At 71.0% G+C, this 16,775-nt stretch carries 18 protein-coding genes and 2 tRNA genes; 15 read left to right on the top strand and 5 right to left on the bottom strand.

What is annotated here, in order from left to right; translation table 11 throughout:
* Nucleotides 1–261 precede the first annotated feature (261 nt).
* Nucleotides 262–1,155, top strand: a complete 894-nt coding sequence (locus tag L1857_RS33200; protein WP_116109393.1) for an IS982 family transposase — start codon at nucleotides 262–264, stop codon at nucleotides 1,153–1,155.
* Nucleotides 1,156–1,332: 177 nt separating this feature from the next.
* Here the strand turns inward: L1857_RS33200 and L1857_RS33195 are convergent.
* Nucleotides 1,333–1,405, bottom strand: a tRNA-Arg gene (locus tag L1857_RS33195).
* A 265-nt stretch (nucleotides 1,406–1,670) separates the two neighbouring features.
* On the opposite strand from L1857_RS33195, the gene L1857_RS33190 reads away from it, so the two are divergent.
* The 9 genes from L1857_RS33190 (at nucleotide 1,671) to L1857_RS33155 (ending at nucleotide 10,358) form a co-directional block, all read left to right on the top strand.
* Nucleotides 1,671–2,324, top strand: coding sequence for a response regulator (locus L1857_RS33190; RefSeq protein ID WP_094004501.1), 654 nt, complete (start codon nucleotides 1,671–1,673; stop codon nucleotides 2,322–2,324).
* A gap of 41 nt (nucleotides 2,325–2,365) precedes the next feature.
* Nucleotides 2,366–3,058, top strand: a complete 693-nt coding sequence (locus L1857_RS33185) for a response regulator transcription factor (protein ID WP_094004502.1) — start codon at nucleotides 2,366–2,368, stop codon at nucleotides 3,056–3,058.
* Nucleotides 3,059–3,120: 62 nt separating this feature from the next.
* On the top strand, nucleotides 3,121–4,479 hold the full coding sequence (locus L1857_RS33180) for a sensor histidine kinase (protein WP_116109490.1): 1,359 nt from the start codon (nucleotides 3,121–3,123) through the stop codon (nucleotides 4,477–4,479).
* A 60-nt stretch (nucleotides 4,480–4,539) separates the two neighbouring features.
* On the top strand, nucleotides 4,540–5,337 hold the full coding sequence (locus tag L1857_RS33175) for a DeoR/GlpR family DNA-binding transcription regulator (RefSeq protein WP_162830560.1): 798 nt from the start codon (nucleotides 4,540–4,542) through the stop codon (nucleotides 5,335–5,337).
* Entirely contained in the window at nucleotides 5,334–6,419 is a 1,086-nt protein-coding gene (gene galT, locus L1857_RS33170) for a galactose-1-phosphate uridylyltransferase (protein WP_249467249.1), read from the top strand. Before L1857_RS33175 ends, galT begins: the two co-directional genes overlap by 4 nt.
* A gap of 75 nt (nucleotides 6,420–6,494) precedes the next feature.
* Nucleotides 6,495–7,868: a S1C family serine protease gene (locus L1857_RS33165; protein WP_116109398.1), complete on the top strand. Its 1,374-nt coding sequence runs from the start codon at nucleotides 6,495–6,497 to the stop codon at nucleotides 7,866–7,868.
* A 539-nt stretch (nucleotides 7,869–8,407) separates the two neighbouring features.
* On the top strand, nucleotides 8,408–8,788 hold the full coding sequence (locus tag L1857_RS35860) for a restriction endonuclease (protein ID WP_116109403.1): 381 nt from the start codon (nucleotides 8,408–8,410) through the stop codon (nucleotides 8,786–8,788).
* Between the two features lie 899 nt (nucleotides 8,789–9,687).
* Nucleotides 9,688–10,188 (top strand): MogA/MoaB family molybdenum cofactor biosynthesis protein, encoded by a 501-nt coding sequence (locus L1857_RS33160; RefSeq protein ID WP_017984989.1) that lies wholly within the window; start codon nucleotides 9,688–9,690, stop codon nucleotides 10,186–10,188.
* Nucleotides 10,188–10,358: a hypothetical protein gene (locus tag L1857_RS33155; RefSeq protein WP_094004506.1), complete on the top strand. Its 171-nt coding sequence runs from the start codon at nucleotides 10,188–10,190 to the stop codon at nucleotides 10,356–10,358. Before L1857_RS33160 ends, L1857_RS33155 begins: the two co-directional genes overlap by 1 nt.
* Nucleotides 10,359–10,648: 290 nt before the next feature.
* Here the strand turns inward: L1857_RS33155 and mscL are convergent, their stop codons facing one another.
* From mscL to L1857_RS33135, 4 genes are all read right to left on the bottom strand, one after another.
* Entirely contained in the window at nucleotides 10,649–11,083 is a 435-nt protein-coding gene (gene mscL / locus L1857_RS33150) for a large-conductance mechanosensitive channel protein MscL (protein ID WP_116109406.1), read from the bottom strand.
* A gap of 25 nt (nucleotides 11,084–11,108) precedes the next feature.
* Entirely contained in the window at nucleotides 11,109–11,585 is a 477-nt protein-coding gene (locus L1857_RS33145) for a hypothetical protein (RefSeq protein ID WP_116109408.1), read from the bottom strand.
* A 135-nt stretch (nucleotides 11,586–11,720) separates the two neighbouring features.
* Entirely contained in the window at nucleotides 11,721–12,035 is a 315-nt protein-coding gene (locus L1857_RS33140; protein ID WP_094004509.1) for an FmdB family zinc ribbon protein, read from the bottom strand.
* 89 nt (nucleotides 12,036–12,124) lie between these two features.
* Complete coding sequence (locus L1857_RS33135) at nucleotides 12,125–12,718, bottom strand: 5-formyltetrahydrofolate cyclo-ligase (RefSeq protein ID WP_116109411.1); 594 nt, start codon at nucleotides 12,716–12,718, stop codon at nucleotides 12,125–12,127.
* Nucleotides 12,719–12,742: 24 nt separating this feature from the next.
* Here L1857_RS33135 and L1857_RS33130 point away from each other — a divergent pair, with 24 nt between their 5' ends.
* From L1857_RS33130 to L1857_RS33110, 5 genes are all read left to right on the top strand, one after another.
* Entirely contained in the window at nucleotides 12,743–13,645 is a 903-nt protein-coding gene (locus tag L1857_RS33130; protein ID WP_249467246.1) for a UTP--glucose-1-phosphate uridylyltransferase, read from the top strand.
* Nucleotides 13,645–14,910, top strand: coding sequence for a molybdotransferase-like divisome protein Glp (gene glp, locus L1857_RS33125; RefSeq protein ID WP_094004512.1), 1,266 nt, complete (start codon nucleotides 13,645–13,647; stop codon nucleotides 14,908–14,910). The genes L1857_RS33130 and glp overlap by 1 nt, the downstream gene beginning before the upstream one ends.
* Before the next feature lie 9 nt (nucleotides 14,911–14,919).
* Nucleotides 14,920–15,579 carry a GNAT family N-acetyltransferase gene (locus L1857_RS33120; RefSeq protein ID WP_198958168.1) on the top strand — a complete coding sequence of 220 codons (660 nt, stop codon included), beginning with the start codon at nucleotides 14,920–14,922 and terminating at the stop codon, nucleotides 15,577–15,579.
* Nucleotides 15,580–15,721: 142 nt separating this feature from the next.
* Nucleotides 15,722–16,489: a divisome protein SepX/GlpR gene (gene sepX / locus L1857_RS33115; RefSeq protein WP_094004513.1), complete on the top strand. Its 768-nt coding sequence runs from the start codon at nucleotides 15,722–15,724 to the stop codon at nucleotides 16,487–16,489.
* A 66-nt stretch (nucleotides 16,490–16,555) separates the two neighbouring features.
* Nucleotides 16,556–16,628, top strand: a tRNA-Ala gene (locus L1857_RS33110).
* The last annotated feature ends 147 nt before the right edge of the window (nucleotides 16,629–16,775 follow it).

Below are 16,775 nucleotides of genomic sequence, written 5' to 3'. Positions count from 1 at the left end.
GTCTGTCCGCTCGTCGGTGAGAACGGCGTCGGGCAGCACGGCCACGCTATCGCCCGGGCGCAGCACATCAACTACGCGGTTGGATTCGCGGAGCGTGGGCATGGTGCTGGACGCCAGTTTCCAGGCTCCAGGTCAAGCGTCTTGTGGGGCTGCTCAATCGCCTGGGCCAGCACCGCTCGGAGATCCGCGCCGGCTGCTAGACGAGTAATGCGTAAGTCGGGGTGGTAGCGAAGACGGACGAAGGGTGTTCAAGATCAGTTTGTGACGACCGATTTGAACACCCTTCTGACCGCACTGTACGTCAAGATCGACGACCGCCTCGCTGATAGGCGTCGGATGGGCAGACCTGCGAAGCTCACCGACGCGGAATTGGTCACCCTGGCCGTGGCTCAGGCGCTGCTGGGGTTCACCTCGGAGGCCCGGTGGCTGCGGTTCCTGCCTACCCGGATGCCTGGTGCCTTCCGGAGCCTGCCCGGCCAGTCCGGCTACAACCGTCGTCTGCGCGCTGCGTTACCACTGGTCAAGCAGGTGATGCGCTGGTTGGCGACGGACACCGACCTGTGGACCGACAACACCTGGATCGTCGACTCCACTCCGGTCGAATGCGGACGCTCCCTGCCCACCGTGAAGCGCTCGGAACTGGCCGGCTGGGCCAAGTACGGCTACTGCCGCTCGCACTCGCGCTGGTTCTGGGGCTTGCGCCTGCACCTGGTCTGCACCCCGGCCGGACTGCCCATCGCCTGGGCGTTGGCCGATCCGAAGATCGACGAGCGGCAGGTACTCATGGCCATCTGCGACCACGAACCCCACCTGCTCGCCGAACGCCCCGGACTGCTGATCATCGCCGACAAGGGCTACGTCTCCCGAGAACTCGACCACTACCTCGCCGAGCGCGGCGTCCGGCTGATCCGACTGTCCTACCGCAACCGAATCCCGCACCCCGGTGAGCCGCTACTCAAGTCCATCCGCCAGCTCATCGAGTCGGTCAACGACACGCTCAAAGGCCAGTTGGACCTGGAACGGCACGGTGGGCGCACCATCGAGGGCGTCGGCATCCGCATCGCCCAACGTCTCCTGGCCCTGACCGCGGCCATCTGGCACAACCGCGCCACCGGCCAACCCGTCACCCGATCCCTCACCGCCTACGACCACTGACACAGTTACGCATTACTCGTCTAGCCCAAGCACACGGCGATTCGCGTCCCGGGGGCGCGTGAGTTGAGGCTCGCCCCCGCTGGCGGCTCGGCCCGCCGTCGAAAGGCCCAAAACGAGGGTTGAGCATGGGGACGCGCAGCACAAAGCCCCTGGTCAATGGCTCTACCAGGGGCTTTGTGCCCCCGGCAGGATTCGAACCTGCGACACCCGCTTTAGGAGAGCGGTGCTCTATCCCCTGAGCTACGAGGGCTGGCCGCCTCAGCGTAGCGGGTCCGGGGCGCCCCTATGTGCGTGACCTCCGCCTCGGTCGAGCGCGGCTGGCCGATCGCCGCCTCGGTCGAGTGCGGTCAGCCGCGCCATGGTGCTGCCGGGGGCGCAACCCGGCCGCCCCAAACCACCTACGAAAGGCGCAACCACCCCGGGTGATCAGCGTATCGACGTCCGCGCTACCACTGGGTAACCTTCCGTGATCGGGACGCGGACACCCCGCTCCACCGACCGTTCGGAGGGCTTAGTTGATCAAGCTCATGTTCGCCGACGACGAGGATCTCGTGCGGGCCAGTCTCCGCGGCATGATGGCCGGCGCGCCGGACATCGAGGTGGTCGGTGAAGCGAACGACGGGCGCTCGGCGGTCGAGACGGCACGGCGCCTCCACCCGGACGTCGTCCTGCTCGACATCAAGATGCGGGCCCCCGACGATGGCATCCGCGCGCTCCGCGCGATCCTCGAGCTGCCCAACCCGCCCGCCGCGGCCATGCTGACCACCTTCGACATGGACGAGTACGTCAGCCTGGCCCTCCGGCTCGGCGCGAACGGCTTCCTCCTCAAGGACATCGAGCCCGCGGCACTCCTCCGCGCCGTCCGCGACCTCGCGAGAGGCGGCGCCGTCCTCGACCCCGGTGTCGCCGCGCGCATGGTGCGCGCCCACCGCGAAGGACAACGCGCCGCTCAGCCGGCGCGCAAGTTACTCGCCTCACTTTCCGAGCGGGAGCGCGAAGTCGTCGCCCTGATCGGGCAGGGCCTGTCCAATGCCGAGATCGGCGGCAAACTCCACCTGTCCGAGGCCACCGTCAAGGGCTACGTCTCGGCGGTCCTGTCGAAGATCGGCGCCGCGAACCGGGTCCAGGCCGCCCTGCTCGCCTACCGCGGCGGGCTGCTGGACCAGTGACTTCTTAGGCGGGTCTCAGCACCGTCCGCAACACTGTCTACATGCGCATTCTCGTTGTCGACGACGATCGGGCGGTCCGGGAGTCGCTCCGGCGGTCGCTGGAGTTCAACGGCTACCAGGTGGAGCTGGCGGGCGACGGCGCCCAGGCTCTGGAGCGCGTGATCGCCGACCGGCCGGACGCCATGATCCTCGACGTCATGATGCCCCGGCTGGACGGGCTGGAGGTGGCCCGGCGCCTGCGCAGCACCGGTGACGACCTGCCGATCCTCGTGCTGACCGCCCGCGACACGGTGTCCGACCGCGTCTCCGGTCTCGACGCCGGCGCCGACGACTACCTCCCGAAGCCCTTCGCGCTGGAGGAGCTCCTCGCCCGCCTCCGCGCGCTCCTGCGCCGCGCCTCCCGCGAGGCCCAGACGCCCCCGGACGCCGAGAAGCTCACCTTCGCCGACCTGACGCTCGACCCGGGCACCCGCGAGGTCCGCCGCGGCGACCGCGACATCAGCCTCACCCGCACCGAGTTCGCGCTGCTCGAGCTGTTCATGTCGTACCCGAAGCACGTCCTCACGCGCGGCCGCATCCTCGAGGAGGTGTGGGGCTACGACTTCCCGACCTCGGGCAACGCGCTGGAGGTCTACGTCGGTTACCTGCGCCGCAAGACCGAGGCCGGCGGTGAGCCGCGCCTGATCCACACCGTCCGCGGCGTCGGGTACGTGCTGCGGGAAACCCCGCCGTGAGCCAAGCCGTGACCGAACCGGTGCCCGTGATCCGCGTGGACAACGGTTCAGCTCCCCGGCGGATGTCGCTGCGGGCGCGTGTCACCCTGCTGGCCGCGGCGTGCGTCGCGGGGGTGCTGGCGCTGGTTTCGCTGGGCGCCTACATCACCGTCTACAACAACCTGTACCAGCAGGTCGACGACGAGCTGATCCAGCAGGCGAACAGCGTCATCAACGATCCGCAGGTCGTGCAGACCGGCGGCCTGCGCATCCCCACCTACATCACCCGCCTGGTCGACGTGCGCTTCGACCTGATCGTCGCCGACGGCACGTCCGCGTTCGAGTCGGCGCCGTCGATGCGGCCGCCGATCGGGCTCGACGAGCGCGAGGTGGCCAGCGGCCAGAAGACCTCGTCGATCCGCACCGACCAGAACACCGACTCGCGCGTGCTCGCCGTGCCCTACCGCTACCAGCCGGGCGTGGCGCTGGTGCTGTCGCAACCACTCGACGCGACCAAACAGACCCTGCGCGAGCTGGCGGTGGTCCTCGCGCTGATCGGCGGTGGCGGGATCGTGGTCGCCGCGCTCGCCGGGACGGCCGTGGCCCGCACCGGGCTCAGACCAGTCGAACGGCTGACCTCGGCGACCGAGCACATCGCCCGGACCGGTGACCTGCGCCCGATCCCGATCAGCGGCGACGACGAGCTGGCCCGGCTGACGCACAGCTTCAACACGATGCTCGGCGCCGTCGCCGAGTCGCAGGACCGGCAGAGACAGCTCGTCGCCGACGCCGGTCACGAGCTGCGCACCCCGCTCACGTCCCTGCGCACGAACCTCGAGCTGCTGCTGTCCGCCAGCCGCTCGGGCGCGCCGTCGCTGTCGGAGAAGGACCGCGCGGAGATCGAGACCGACATCAAGGCCCAGCTGGACGAGCTGACCCAGCTCATCGGCGACCTCGTCGAGCTGGCCCGGCAGGACGAGCCGCGTACCGCGTTCGAGCGCGTCGAGCTGGTCGAGGTCGTCGAACGCGCCCTGGACCGCGCCCGCCGCCGCGCCGGCGAGATCGAGTTCGACGTCGCGCTCCAGCCGTGGGTCGTCACCGGCGACGCCGGCGCCCTCGAACGCGCGGTGCTGAACCTGCTGGACAACGCGGTCAAGTTCTCCCCGCCCGAGTCCCGCGTGCGGGTCCGGATGTACCCGCTGGGCGACGGCACCGCGGTCATCGAGGTCGCCGACTCCGGTCCGGGCATCGCCGACGAGGACCTGCCGCGCGTGTTCGACCGCTTCTACCGCTCGTCCGAGGCCCGCACCCTGCCCGGATCCGGTTTGGGGCTGGCGATCGTCAAGCAGGCCGCCGAGCGCCACGGTGGCGTCGCGTACGCCGGCCGCGCCCCGGAGGGTGGTGCTCTGCTGAACCTGCGTCTGCCCGGTTCGCCCGGCTGACCACATCCTGCGCTTGTTGATTCGTGTAGGATTTTGTGTAGTTGTTGGGCGATGGGAGCGATGGTGCTGGCGCGGCAGCGGCAGGCGATGATCCTCGAAGAGGCGCGGCGGACCGGCGCGGTCCGCGTGAGCGACCTCGTCAGCAGGCTCGGCGTGTCCGACATGACCATCCGCCGCGACCTGGACGTGCTCGCCGGCCGCGGTCTGGTGGAGAAGGTCTACGGCGGTGCGACCGCCGTCGTCGGGCCGAGCACGGAGGAGCCCGGGTTCGAGGCCAAGTCCGTGCGGCAGCAGGCCCAGAAGGAGGCCATCGCGAGCGTCGCCGCCGAGCTGGTCCAGCCGGGCACCGCGATCGGCCTGTCCGCCGGCACGACCACGTGGACGCTCGCCCGCGCGCTGGACGGGGTGCCCGGGCTGACGATCGTCACCAACTCGATCCACGTCGCCGACGTGCTGCGCGCGTCGTCCGCGCCGGACCGCACGGTGGTGCTCACCGGCGGCGTCCGCACGCCCTCCGACGCGCTGGTCGGGCCGGTCGCCGTGCACAGCCTGCGCCGACTGCACCTGGACCAGGTGTTCCTCGGCGTGCACGGCATGGCCGAGGGCCCCGGCTTCACCACGCCCAACCTGACCGAGAGCGAGACCGACCGCGCGCTGGTGGAGTCCGGGCGGCGGCTGGTCGTGCTCGCCGACTCGTCCAAGTGGGGTGTGGTGGGCATTTCCACGATCGCCGAGCTCGACGAAGCGCACGTCGTGGTGAGCGACGACGGGCTGGGCGAGGCGGCGCGCGACGTTCTGGCCGAGCACGTGGGTGAGCTGAAGGTCGCACCCGTCAACGAGGACACGGAGGAAGAGTGAGGCGGACGCTTCGCCACCTTGCCGACGGCAGGGAGATCATCTACTTCGACGAGGGCGAGAACACCCCGTCCCGCACGGCGGAGGACACGCGCGACCTGCCCGCGGTGGCCGCCAGCTCGGAGATCCGCCTCGACCCGCTGACCGGCGAGTGGGTGGCGATGGCCGCGCACCGGCAGACCCGCACGTACAAGCCGCCGGCCGACCTGTGCCCGTTGTGCCCGAGCAAGCCGGGCAAGCCGAGCGAGATCCCCGAACCCGACTACGACGTGGTCGTGTTCGAGAACCGGTTCCCCTCCTTCGAGGAGGGCGCCACCGGTGAGCGGTCCACACTGGACGGTCTCGGGCTCGTGCGGACCGCGCCGGGCAAGGGGCGCTGCGAGGTCGTCTGCTTCACCAGTGACCACAATGGATCGTTCGCGCAGCTGAGCCCGTCGCGGGTGCGCACGGTCGTCGAGGCGTGGGCCGACCGCACGGCCGCGCTGTCCGAGATCGACGGGCTGGAGCAGGTCTTCCCGTTCGAGAACCGGGGCGAGGAGATCGGCGTGACGCTGCACCACCCGCACGGCCAGATCTACGGCTACCCGTTCGTGACGCCGAAGACGCGCCGCATGCTCGACGTCGCCCGGGCCTACCAGGAGGAACACGGCCGCCCGGTGCTCGGTGACGTGCTGGCCGCCGAGCGGAAGACCGGCACGCGCGTGATCGCGGAGGGGCGGTACTGGACGGCGTTCGTCCCGCCCGCGGCGCGGTGGCCGGTGCACGTGCAGGTCGTGCCGCACCGCCAGGTGCCCGACATCCCGGCGCTCACCGACGCCGAACGCGACGACTTCGCCGAGGTCTACCTCGACGTGCTGCGCCGCTGCGACGGGCTCTACAACCGGCCGCTGCCCTACATCGCCGGCTGGCACCAGGCGCCCGTCCGGATCGACCGCGAGCTGGGCTGGCTGCACCTCGAGCTGTTCTCCATCCTGCGTGCGCCGGACAAGCTGAAGTACCTCGCCGGGTCCGAATCGGGCGAGGCGGTGTGGATCAACGACGCCACGCCGGAGCAGATCGCGGAACGTCTCCGCGCGGTGGGCTGACACCGGCGGCATACTCATGCGTGACCCTCAGGCTGGGCTCAGCCCGCTCTCAGGACCGACACGCATGGTAGGGACATGACCGAGAACGACCCCAGCGCACCGCACGACGGCGGTGCCCAGCGGGACCCCGGCGCGCAGCAGTCGCCGGAGGACGCGAAGACGCCCGCGCGCGGAACGCCGCTCGGCTCGGGGCCGCAGCCGAGCCCGTGGTCGGCACAGGGAGCCGCGCAGCAGGCCGCTCCTGAGCAGGCGCGCGGCGCGTATGCGCCGGGTGGGCAGCAGACTGGTGGGTACCCGTGGACGCCGCCGGGCGCGCAGCAGCAGTCGCCGTACGCGACGGCGACGATGACGGCTGTGCCGCAGCAGCGTCGGGGCCCGGGCAAGCTCGTGGCCGGGGTCGCGGTGCTCGCGTTGATCGTCGGTGGCGGAGCGGGTGCCGCCGGGGGGTACCTGACCGCGCAGAACACCGGTGGCGCGTCGTACAACGCGCTCGACCAGCCCGTGCCCGCGCAGCAGACGACGTCCGCGCCGGCCGGTTCGGTCGAGGCGGTGGCGCAGAAGCTGTCGCCGAGCGTGGTGGAGCTGCAGGTGTCCGGGCGGAGCGGGCAGGGCGAGGGCTCCGGGTTCGTGTTGTCGACCGACGGCTACATCCTGACCAACAACCACGTGGTGGAGGTCGCCGTGGACGGCGGCTCGATCCAGGCGGTGTTCCAGGACGGGACGAAGGCGACCGCGTCGATCGTGGGCCGCGACCCGACGACCGACGTCGCCGTGGTGAAGGTCAACGGGGTGAAGAACCTGACGCCGGTGGCGCTGGGCAATTCCGACGACCTGAACGTGGGCCAGTCGGTGGTGGCGATCGGGTCGCCGTTCGAGCTGGCCGGGACGGTCACGTCGGGCATCGTGAGCGCGCTGCACCGCCCGGTGCGGGCCGGTGGCAGCGAGGGCGACCAGACGACGGTGATGAGCGCGATCCAGACCGACGCGGCGATCAACCCGGGCAACTCGGGTGGTCCGCTGGCGAACCTGTCGGGTCAGGTGATCGGCATCAACTCGGCCATCTACAGCCCGCAGTCGTCCGGAATGGGCCAGACGGAGGCGACGAACGCCGGCATCGGCTTCGCGATCCCGATCAACCAGGCGCGGCGCACGGCGCAGGAGATCATCGACACCGGCAAGGCGACGCAGACGTTCATCGGGGCGAACGTCAGCGATGCGCAGCAGGGTGGGGCCACGATCGCGGGCGTGCAGGCCGGGAGCCCGGCCGAGCAGGCGGGCCTGAAGCAGGGCGACGTGGTGACGAAGGTCGAGGACCTGGTCATCAACGACGCGGACGGCCTCATCGCGGCCGTGCGAACCCGCGCCCCGGGCGACAAGGTGACTTTCACCCTGAGCGATGGGCGCACCGTGCAAGTGACGCTGGGCGGCCAACCGGTGCCGACGAACTGAGGTTGCTGTCTCCGGCCTGCTCGGTGGCCGGAGACGCGTCCGGCCGCTTCGGGGCGGCCGGAGGGGATGACAGACGCTCGGCCGCCCGGGGCGGCCGAGACCACTTGACCGGCTCCCCGGGGACGAGCCGGCAACCGAACCGCGTGCGACTGGAGGGATTCCGGTCGCGCGCGGTTTTCTCTTTGCCGCGATGTGAAATGACAGAACCTGCGGCGCTGTGGTGCTGTCACTGAAGTCGCCGACGCCGACCTCGCGAGGCGCCATGTGATCGACGTGGACTGGTGCCGGACAGATCTTCCGCGTGCCGTCGTTCACCAGGACCTGCTCTTCAGCTCGGCGTTGACGATATTCCAGCCGAGCAAGAACGACGTCTACCGTCGGATCGAGGAGTTGATGGGCGTCGGTTCCGATCCGGAAAACCGGTCAGCCGAAGCGCCGTTCGCGAGCGTGTGGACGGAAGCCGTGCGGTTGGACTCCGAGACCCGGTCGACGTTCCCGAGCTGCGTGCCAACATCGAACAAGTCGCCCGGGACCGGATCATGCAGCGGATCCGGGAGCGGTTCGCCGGCCATGGTTTGGCCGACCTGGTGGCGGAGATCCTGCGTGCGGAGGGTTATCACTGCACGGTGTCGACCCCGGGGCCTGATGGTGGGATGGACATCTACGCGGGACGTGGGCCCCTCTTGCTCGCACAGGTGAAATCCAACGAGGGACCGATCGGCTCGCAGGTCGTCACGCAGCTGCACGGGGTGATGGGCACACACGGTGCCGATCAGGGCCTGTTGGTCGCGTGGGGTGGGCTGAACCGCGAGGCGAGGCGCCATCTCGGGAACCATCCGCGTCCGAGTGTGCGACGCGAACGACGTGATCGACCGGTTGCTGCGGACCTACGACCGCTTACCGGGAAGCGTCCAGATTGAAGTGCCACTGCAGCGGGTGTGGATGCTCGTGGAGGAGTCCGAGGAATGGGTTTGGTCTCGCATGGCGGGCGAGGTCGCGTCGGGGTGTGACCACGGCGAGGGCTGCCGCTCGCGGGCGGGTGAATTTTGGCAGGCGGGGCGGTGGTTGAACCGAGCGGAGCCGCAACCAGCGCACGGCTGGCCCCGGTCGGGCCTGGCCCGACCGGGGCCGTAGTCAGCCCGGTGAGCATGATCGACCCCGACGGCGGGGCTGACACCTCCAGCATCGGCGGGCCGTGGATCCACCGCGTCGTCGGGACGCGGCGAATCGCGCCCCTGCGTCGCAGGAAGCGTTCGGGAGTGTTGGGTTCGGTCGAGGACCCCAGACGGCCGACGAAGGTGACGCGGAGGTGCGGCGGCGTGGACGCGCGCCGGGCCGCGAAGCCCAGCAGGCCACGGGCATGCGCACTGTGGCGGACGTCGGCTGTCCAGGCGCTGCCCGTGGTTACGGGGACCACTGTGTGCGGGAGGCCGGTTCAGCGGGCGTTGTGCGGGGGAGTCAGGTGGACGTCCTGGTTGAAGCGGCGCGGGCTGCAGGTCGCGGACATGGGGGCGGTGCGCCGTTGACGTCCGCGCCAGTCGCTCCGCCCCGGCCAGCCGCACCGCGTCCACTTCGGACAGGAGCCCGGGCGCCGGTGACGGTGTCGTGGGCGAACCGGTGGGCAGCTCGCTGGGGTCGTGGCGGGACGTCGTCGAGGAGCACGACCCCCGGCGGGAGGTGGTCAGGAGGCGGCGACGTGGGAATCGATGATCCCGGCGCCGCCCGTGGCGCGGGGCACCGGTCACGGGCGGCGCGGGCTACCTCGCAGTAGTGGCGACGTGCTCGTCAGACGTCGGTAACAACCGGATACCGTGTGCTCATGGAACGCAGTGCACAGCGGCTGGGCCGCGCGCTCGTGGTGATCGTGGACGACCGCGCGGCGCACGGCGAGCATGAGGACACCTCGGGCCCCCTGGTTCAGGAGCTGCTGGAGGAAGCCGGCTTCATCGTGGACGGCGTGGTGCTGGTGCACGCCGACACCGTGGCGATCCGCAACGCCCTCAACACCGCCGTGATCGGTGGTGTGGACCTCGTCATCACCGTCGGTGGCACCGGCGTGTCGCCGCGGGACGTCACCCCCGACGCGACGATCGGTGTGCTCGACCGCCCCATTCCCGGGATCGGCGAGGCTCTGCGCTCCTCCGGGCTCGCCGCCGGCGCGGTCGACGCGGGCATCTCGCGCGGCCTGGTCGGCGTATCGGGCAGCACGCTGGTGGTCAACCTGGCCGGCTCGCGCGCCGCGGTGCGCGACGGCATGGCGACGCTGTCCTCGCTCGTGCCCTACGTGATCGACCAGCTCTCCGGCCTCGACGAGTCCTGATGTCCGGGGAGGACCGGGAGCGCAAGCCTCCCCGCGACCGGCGCAAGCTGGAGGAGATCTTCGGGGAGGTCCTCCCGGACACGACGTCCGACGAGCGCGAGCCGGAGCGCCCGGCCCGCGACGAGGACGCCTGGTACCGCGAGAACCGGCCACCCCACCACGGCGGTTAGCCGCAGCCCGGCCCTGTCGGGAGGCCAGGTGTCGGCCCGCCCGGGAGGCCGCCACCAACGGCTTTCTCGGAGACGCCTGTGGGGCTTGAGGTGTGCTTGGGTCGGCCATGGTGTTTCAGGGCCGTTGACCTCGTCCTGGGCTGGCGCGCCCCTGTGTGACGGGTGCCGGAGCTGAGTGGCCTGCTTGGTACCGGGATCGGCGGCCCGGCGACCGGCTCCTGCGCGGCCGGGAGCGCCAGGGCTGACCGGCCTGCTCCGGGCCCAGGGTGCCCGGAGCAGGCAAAAGGGCCTCAGTCGCGGGCTTCGGTGCGGCTGCTGACCTGGCCGTTGGCTCCGCTCTGCTGGCGCAGCAGGTCGCGGATCTCCGTCAGCAGCTCGACGTCCGTCGGCTCGGCGGGGCCCTCCTCCTGGCCCCGCTTGCGGCGCTCCTGGATCTTCTTCATCGGCAGGACCAGCAGGAAGTAGACCACCACGGCCACGATCACGAAGTTGATCGCCGCGTTGATCACGCCGCCGAAGTCGAGGAACGTGGAGTCGTTCTCGCGCAGGACGTTGAACCCCAGGCCCTTCGCGGCGTCCGAGCCGCCGATGGCGTTGATCAGCGGCTTGATCAGCCCGTTCGTGAACGCCGTGACGATCGCGGTGAACGCCGTCCCGATGACGACCGCGACCGCCAGCTCGATGACGTTGCCGCGCATCAGGAAGTCCTTGAAGCCCTTGAGCATGTGCACTCCTCTCCTCCGGAAACGGCTAACGGAGGGTAACCGCTACCGGGTTCTGGAGTGACATCGCGGCCACCTCCCTGGCCGTGTCCTCCGGCAACGACAGGACCACCAGCGGCCCGTCGCGCGCGCTCGCCAGGCGTCCGGCCGAGGCCGGCGGCGGCCGCACCGTCAGCACGGTCGCCATGCTGGCCAGCACTTTCCTGCTCTGCGCCGACTCGTCGAGGGTGACCACGTCGACGCGCATACCGGGGCTCAGCAGGTCGGCGACACCGGTGTCCGCGAGCCGGACCGGCACCGCGGCGAACGCAAGATCACCCGTGAAGGGGACAGGTACGGAGGGTGGCGGCGGCTCGGCCCGCGGCTCGGCCGCGTCCGGGCGTGCGGCCAGGACCGCCGCGGTGATCAGCAGACCGGCGGCGACCAGCTTGCGCAGCCGGTGCCACCGTCGTCCGCCGAAGCGGGGCCGGAGCCGGTTCCAGCGGGCACACGGATCGAAGCGCATGGCGAAGCACCCCCAGTCGTCGGATGCGACGGCGGTGTGCCGTCGACGGAATCGACGCTAGGGGTGCTGACACCCGGCGGAAAGACGCGGATCTGGCAGCTGTGGATAACTGGGTACTTGTGGATAACTCAGCGGTCAGGAAGCCGCGGCGGCCGCCGTTGTCGTACCGCTCGACGAAGATGAGGAGGCAGAGCTGCTCTTGCTCTCGCTGGACGTGCTCGACGAGCTTGACGAGCTGGACGAGGAGGTGGACGACGTCGATGAGGACGACGAAGAACGCGAGTCGGTCCGGTAGAAGCCGGAGCCCTTGAAGATCACGCCGACCGCTCCGTAGAGCTTGCGCAGCGGGCCGGTGCACTCCGGGCACTCGGTCAGGCTGGCATCGGAGAACGACTGCACGGCCTCGAAACGGTGGCCGCACTCCTTGCAGGCGTACTGGTACGTGGGCACAGGTGCTCCTTCGCGCATTGGCACTCGATCCGCAAGAGTGCTAACGCAATTGTGCTGGACACCATTCCCTCAGCGCAAACAAGGGTTGGTCACAGTGGCAGCCGCACGTGCCCGCGGCCGGGGGTGAGCGCCCCGGTCATGAGCACGTCGTGCGCCTCCGCGGGCAGCCGTTCGACCAGCTCAGCGTCCCGCACCACGGCTACCAGGTCGGCGCCGGGCGCGGCGTGCGCCAGCGACCGGTCGTAGAACCCGGCGCCCCGGCCCAGACGCACGCCGCGGTGGTCGACGGCCATGGCGGGTAGCAGCACCAGCCCGGCCGCGGCCAGCGCCTCCGGGCCCAGGAACGGGCCGGTCGGCTCGAGGATGCGGCGCAACCGGCCGGCGCGCAGGCTCGCGGTGCCCGTGTACTCGGCCCATTCCAGTGGCCCGGGTTCGGCGGGAATCACCGGGAGCAGCACCCGCGCGCCGCGCTCGCGCAGCACGTCGAGCAGGCCGATCGAGCCCGGCTCGGTGCCGAACGGGACGTAGCCGCACACGGTGTCCGGGAGTGACATCGCGGACACCGCGCGGACCAGCGCGGCGGTCTCGGCGACCCGTTGCTGCACGGAGACGGCGGCGCGGGCGGCCGACAGCTCGGCGCGCCACTCGGCCTTCGTCACCTCGTCATTGCGCTGCGCACCCATGTACGCAGGTTAGGCTTGGCGCCTATGACGGGCGCCTTCGACAACCACTCGTTCCGAACCGCAATCGTCCCCGCCGCGGGCCTGGGGACCCGGTTCCTGCCGACGACGAAAGCGGTTCCCAAGGAGTTGCTCCCGGTGGTGGACACGCCGGGGATCGAGATCGTCGCGAGCGAAGCCGCGCAGGCCGGGGCGAAACGGCTGGTGATCGTCACCTCGCCGGGCAAGGAGTCGGTCGTCAGCTACTTCCGGCCCGCGCCCGAGCTGGAGGCGAACCTCGAGCGCAAGGGCAAGACCGCGCTGCTGGAGAAGGTCCGGCGCGGTCCGGAGCTGATCGAGGTCGAGGTCGCGATCCAGGAGGAGGCGCTCGGCCTCGGGCACGCGGTGGCGCAGGCCGAGCCGAACCTGACCGACGAGGACGAGGCCGTCGCGGTGCTGCTGCCCGACGACCTGGTGCTGCCCGCCGGCGTGCTCTCGAAGATGGCCGAGGTGCGCGCCGAGCACGGCGGCAGCGTGCTGTGCGCGTTCGACATCCCGAAGGAGCAGATCTCGCCCTACGGCGTGTTCGACGTCACGGACACCGGCGACCCCGACGTCAAGCAGGTGCACGGCATGGTCGAGAAGCCCTCGCCGGAGGAGGCGCCGTCCACCTACGCCGCGGCCGGCCGCTACCTCCTCGACCGGGCGATCTTCGACGCCCTGCGTCGCATCGAACCGGGCGCGGGTGGTGAACTGCAGCTCACCGATGCCGTCGCGCTGCTGATCGAGGAGGGCCACCCCGTGCACATCGTCGTCCACCGCGGCGGGCGGCACGACCTGGGCAACCCCGGCGGTTTCCTCAAGGCGGCCGTCGACTTCGCCCTCGACGACCCGGACTACGGGCCCGAGCTGCGGAACTGGCTGACCGAACGACTCGGGACCGATCGCTGATGACCGACCCCACCCCGGAGCCCGACCAGGCCGAGCAGGACCTCCGCTCGGTCGACGAGCAGATCGCCCGCGTCCTGCAGGCCGCGGTGCGCCCGCGACCCGTCCGCGTCGCGATCTCCGAAGCCCAGGGCCTGCTCTGCGCCGAGGAGGTCGTGGCCGAGCACGCGTTGCCCGGCTTCGACCAGGCCGCCGTCGACGGGTACGCGGTGCGCAGCGTGGACGTGCGCACCGACGGCGACGAGCCCGTCCAGCTCCCGGTGGTGGGGGAGATCCCGGCCGGCTCACGGCAGCCCCGGCGGCTGCAGCCCGGGCAGGCGGTCCGGGTCGCCACCGGAGCGCCGCTGCCGACCCTCGCCGACGCCGTCGTGCCGACCGCCTTCACCGACGGCCACCCGGCCAAGGTGACGATCCACCGGTCGGTGCCGTCCGCCGCCTACGTGCGCCGGACCGGCGAGGACGTGCAGATCGGCGACGTGGCCGTCCGCCAGGGCGACACGATCGGCGCGGCGCAGGTCGGACTGCTCGCGGCGGTCGGCCGCTCGAAGGTGCTGGTCTACCCGCGGCCGCGGGTGTCGATCGTGTCGGTGGGCGACGAGCTGGTCGACATCGACCGCACCCCGAGCACCGGCCAGGTCTACGACGTGAACTCCTACGCCCTCGCGGCCGCGGCGCGCGACGCCGGAGCGGAGGTCAGCCGCGTGGGGATCGTGCCGAGCGATCCGAAGCGGCTGCGTGAGGTGGTCGAGGGCCGGCTGCTGATGTCCGAGGTCGTCGTGGTCGCGGGCGGGGCGGGTGGCACCGCCGGCGACGAGGTGCAGGCGGCCCTGTCCGACCTCGGCGAGATCGACATGACCCGCGTGGGCATGCACCCGGGGTCGGCGCAGGGCTTCGGTCGGCTCGGCCCGGATGCGGTGCCGACCTTCCTGATCCCGGCCAACCCGATGAGCGCGCTGGTCGTGTTCGAGGTGCTGATCCGGCCGCTGATCCGCGCCGCGCGCGGCACCCGCAACCCGCATCGCCGCACGGTCAGCGCGCGGTTGCTGTCACCGGTGTCGTCCACGAAGGGCCGCCGCGGGTACCTGCGCGGCCAGCTGTTGCGCGACGAGAGCACCGGCGAGTACCTGGTGCAGCCGCTCGGCACGTCCGGCGCGCACCTGCTCGCGTCGCTGGCCGAAGCGAACTGCCTGGTCAACGTTGACGAGGACCTCACCGAGGTGCCCGCGGGCGAGCAGGTCAAGGTGACCTTCCTGGCCCAGCGGGGTTAGAACTGTCCGGTGCAGCCAGCAGCGTATGACCTGGAGTCCCGTCACCCCGGGTGGCCGGCCCGGCTGGGGCCGCTCCGCGTGGCGGCCGGGGAGGTCGCGGTGCGGCCGATCCGGCTGCGCGACGCGGGTGACTGGAGCCGGATCCGGCTGCGTGACCAGGAGCACCTCGAGCCGTGGGAGCCGACCGGGCCCGGGCCGTGGCGCGACCGGAACAGCTACTGGTCCTGGCCCGCGCAGTGGACGGCGCTGCGGTCGCTGGCCCGGCGCGGCCAGTGCCTGCCGTACACGATCACCGTGGACGGCGAGTTCGCCGGCCAGATCACGATCGGTAACGTGATCCGCGCCTCACTCCGCTCGGCGTGGGTCGGTTACTGGGTGTCCTCGTCGGTCGTCAAGGGCGGCGTCGCCACCGCCGCCGTCGCCCTGGTGGTGGACCACGCGTTCACCTCGGCCGGATTGCACCGGATCGAGGCGACGGTGCGGCCGGAGAACACGCCGAGCATCAAGGTGCTGACCAAGGCCGGGTTCCGGCAGGAAGGCCTGTTCAAGCGGTACCTCGACGTGGCGGGCGACTGGCGGGACCACTACTGCTACGCGATGACGGTCGAGGAGACCGGGCCCGGACTGGTGGCGCGACTGGTCGCGGCCGGTCGCGCGGAATACCCGTGACCAGGTTCGTTACCCAACGGCGAGATTTTCACTAGATCAAGTGACCCTTTTTCTGGTCACGAGCGGCGTGGCTCCGTCCCATCTGTTACTCCTGTGACTAGCGTGACGACATGTAGCAGTGAACGGGGGAGGTGAGAGGGGATTGCCCAGCTCGCTGATCATCGTCGCCTTGGCCGCGGCCTGGCTCGTCGTGCTCGTGCCCATGGTCGCCCGCAAGCGCCAGGCGGTCACGCAGACGGCCGACGCCGAACTGGCCGCCCGCGTGGTCCGCAGCGGCGGCGGGGAAGACGACGCGGAGGAGGAGTTCGCGATGTCCGAGACCACCCAGCAGGTCGCTGAGGCCGACGACCGCGTCGACTACGACGACGTCGAGGAGCACGAAGAGGAGCCGGCGCGCCCGCCACGGGTGTACGAGCCGGCGTCCGAACGGCGCTACCGGCCGGGCCGTGGAGGGTTCGACCCGGAGGCCGCCGAGATCGCCGCACGCGCCAAGTACGCGTTCCGCCAGCGGGTCGTCCTCTGCCTGTTCCTGCTCGCGGTCGTCACGGCCGCGGGCGCCGGGTTCCTGACCTCGTCGCTGTGGTGGCTGCACGGCGCCGTCGACCTGATGCTGGTCGGGTATCTCGCCTACCTGCGCCGGCAGGTGCGCATCGAGGCCGAGATCCGCCAGCGGCGCATGGCCCGGCTCGGATCCCGCTCCGCGACGCGCCCGGCCCGCCGCGAGCGCCCGGCCGAGGACTTCGAAGTCGTCGAGCCACCGCGCGAGGTGCCCGGCGTCGAGCGCCGCCCGTCGCCGGCGTCCCGCCTGCGTGGCCGGGCGGTGGTCGTCGACCTCGAGGACGAGGACCCCGCGTTCCACGACCTCGACGACCCGGACCAGCTCCCGTTCCGGCGCGCGGTCGGAGAGTAGACCCCCTCGCGAACCGCCTTCGGGCCCTTGCTATGCTTCTGGAGCTTCCTTCGGGAAGTCCAGTAAGGGGCTGTAGCGCAGTTGGTAGCGCGTCTCGTTCGCATCGAGAAGGTCAGGGGTTCGATTCCCCTCAGCTCCACTTCGCTCGGGGCGGCTTGTGTTCGCGGATAGCGCGAACCGGGTCGCTCCGTTGTGTTTCGTGGGGTGCAACCCCCACACCCCGCCCGGAGGGGCTTCGCCCCCCGGACCCCCCATCTGTGGTCAACTTGTTCGCGTAAGGTCCCGT

Origin of the sequence: Amycolatopsis thermalba (genome assembly GCF_023376025.1) — a bacterium.
Taxonomy (GTDB): Bacteria; Actinomycetota; Actinomycetes; order Mycobacteriales; family Pseudonocardiaceae; genus Amycolatopsis_E; species Amycolatopsis_E thermalba.
The sequence above is the reverse complement of the archived record's forward strand: the minus strand, read 5'-3'. Positions and strand labels throughout refer to the sequence as shown.